At 42.6% G+C, this 2,867-nt stretch carries 3 protein-coding genes; all 3 read left to right on the top strand.

The annotated features are described in order from the left end of the window. Positions 1 to 536 precede the first annotated feature (536 nt). A complete protein-coding gene (locus ACTXGO_RS11980) occupies positions 537 to 1,535 on the top strand; it encodes a PAAR domain-containing protein (RefSeq protein ID WP_443542775.1) in 999 nt (332 codons plus the stop codon). After that, positions 1,525 to 1,896, top strand: coding sequence for a hypothetical protein (locus tag ACTXGO_RS11975; RefSeq protein ID WP_443542773.1), 372 nt, complete (start codon positions 1,525 to 1,527; stop codon positions 1,894 to 1,896). Before ACTXGO_RS11980 ends, ACTXGO_RS11975 begins: the two co-directional genes overlap by 11 nt. 312 nt (positions 1,897 to 2,208) lie before the next feature. Beyond that, positions 2,209 to 2,867 (top strand): A/G-specific adenine glycosylase (locus ACTXGO_RS11970; protein ID WP_443574686.1); only part of this gene is annotated, 659 nt, incomplete at its 3' end.

Below are 2,867 nucleotides of genomic sequence, written 5' to 3'. Positions count from 1 at the left end.
GTCAATGAGCTGCGCAGTGGTACGCTAGGCCATATTACGCTTGAAACACCCAAAATGCGCGAGGCGGAGCTATTATTGGTAGAGGAGTTACGCGCACAAGCAGAAGCGAAAAAAGAAGCCAAACTAGAAGAAAAACGCTTGCGTAAAAAGCGGGCAAGGAAGAATCGGAAGTAGCTTTAAAGGGTCATTTCGACAAAGTAGCCACTCCCGCTTTTCGCTTCTATCTGTCAGTCTGATTGAGGCACTAGCTTAGGTTTGATGTGTCTCTTGCTCCGCGTAGCCCCCTCAAAACCTAGCTATTGCAACTCACTCAAACCGTCAGTATATCCGCGTCAATCGGGGCTAGCGGTGACATCACGATTTTTTCACTATCGACCGTAAATGTAGCGTGCACTCCCTCCTTTAGCGCAATTACCTTACTCAAAATATAATTGATATTTGTTTACTATTCTGATTAACTATTGAGTCTCTAAGCAATATTTTATGCAAGTCCATTTAATGAATTAACTCTTAAGACCATTCTTTAGGATAACATTATGGCAGCTTATATCACAGTAGGCGCAACCACTACGCACGGCGGCGAAGTCATTACTGGATCCCCACATACGACTCACAACGGCGTTCAAGTCTCACGTAAAGGCGATAAAGTCGTCTGTAAAAAGTGCAAAAAACTCACTACTATCCTCACGGGCGACCCTACTTTTATTGTAGACGGCGCACCGATCGCACGCGGCGGTGATGTGACAAGTTGCGGTGCTACCCTCATCGCTATTCAGCACTCATTTGTGGAGTCGGACTTTGAGGTAATGGGCGTTGAGCAGCCTGCGCCAATGTTTGAACAACCAGCACCTTTGGTTTTTCCTAAGTCAGATCCTGAGGCGGTGTTTGCAAGCTTTACAGCTCCTGATGAAAGCTCTGAGACAGTTATATCTGATGATGATTTATTGATTTGGGTCGAAGTATCTACTAAACAAGCATTGGAAGACGGTGGACTTTGGGCAGGTCCTAATACAGGTAAAAGTAAATTAGATACAACTAAATTTTACCTTGGAGGAGATAAAGACTTACAAAAAGCCTTTGATGAAATTATATCTACCTCTCATGGCCAGTACATAGTATCAGTGATACAGAATGACGATAGAATTCTTGGCGTTACCTTAGGAAAGGGTAATGGTGTATTTGGTCAAACTATACCTAAAATGACATCTGAAATTATCAACGAACCTGAATGGTGGGCAATTTGGAAACAAACAGAGAGGGTTGATAAGGTTATTATGGATGTAGAGATTAATATGCAGGATGAAGATCCTTACTTTGTACGTGCAGATCGTGCGGATGGTAAAGGTGTCTATAAACCTAACTTAACAGAGGTTCTTGCACATGAACTTGGACATATAAAGAATTATAGCACTCACGGTAAACTTTTCTACAACCATTTATCAATAGTCCATCAAAATACTATTATGAGGCAATTATACAAAAATTCTATTGTTCGTCATCCAAACGCAGAGCATGGAGGAAGTTTTGGTAATTAAATCAATTATACTGTTTTTGTTCTTTTGCTTAGCAGTTGCTTGTAGCAGTGAAGTTAAACAACCATTTAGTTCGGATTATCTGTACAGTGCAGATCCTACAGCTGATGCTCTGAAAGCGATTTCAAAGGGTAATTTACACGTTTATGCCACTTACAGTGGTGGTCCCTACACTCCCGAAATAAAGCGAGGATGCGTTAGCGATGACGATATTGTTCCAATAATAGGAACTACACATGGATATGAAAATTATAAGCAGCATCAATTCAACATCTTGGCAGATTTATACGCTAAATACTATAATTTTCAAATTAAAGCTTATCTCATTAGAAACGGAGATAAATGTTTGAGCTGGGCAGACTAAATTTATTAGTCACTACAAAGTCATTTTTACTACATTAAATACTTTACCGACTTTGTTAAAAGGATTTAAATGCTTATAGGTCACCTATCGAAGTCATTTATATCTTGTCTTATATTACCTATCTGTTCGTTACTGATAGTAGGTATTTTTTGCTGCTTTAAATCTTTTTTATGCTTCTGAGATTGGCTTATGTAGAGTATGGCCAGCGCACTAATGAACACTCATTACCTCCTTGCATCAACTCTCATTACACCCCATAAATGACCTTAGTCATCACCTACAAAATATTATTTTAATTCATAAGGAATACGCTTGCCTACTCCCTTCTCTCAGTCTGATACCGCTCTAAGCACCTTCGCCCCGCACCTTCTAAACTGGTTCGAAACCAGCGGTCGCCACGACTTACCTTGGCAACAGCATCAAACCGACACGCCCAATCCTTATATCGTTTGGTTATCTGAAGTCATGCTTCAGCAAACGCAGGTGAAGACCGTCCTGCCCTACTTTGCACGTTTTATGGACTCGTTTCCGACAGTACATGATTTAGCGGCAGCGGACTGGGAGGTGATCGCTGAGCATTGGGCAGGTATGGGTTATTACGCTCGCGCGCGCAACTTGCACAAAGGCGCGAAGCAATTGGTTGAGGTTATCGATGAGACTGGCAGTTATCCGCAAACTCTAGAGGGTTGGGAGGCAATATCAGGCGTTGGTCCGTCAACAGCTGGCGCGATTATGGCAATGGGACTCCATAAATATGGCGTGATCTGTGATGGTAATGTCAAACGGGTACTGACGCGCTGGGCTGGTATAGAAGGTGATATTACCAAATCCGCCACGACCAAAGAGCTGTGGGCATTGGCAGAGCGCTTAACCCCAAAGGAGCAGTCAGGTCTTTTTGCGCAAGCGATGATGGATATGGGCGCAACGTTATGCGTGCGCCGTAGTCCTGCTTGCTCGTTATGCCCGTTAAA

Source organism: Psychrobacter sp. T6-1 (assembly GCF_052258445.1).
The sequence above is the reverse complement of the archived record's forward strand: the minus strand, read 5'-3'. Positions and strand labels throughout refer to the sequence as shown.

What these genes read in the sequence shown, in the direction of transcription:
- ACTXGO_RS11980 (WP_443542775.1), top strand. Translation starts at nt 537, where the DNA reads ATGGCAGCTTATATCACAGTAGGCGCAACCACTACGCACGGCGGCGAA.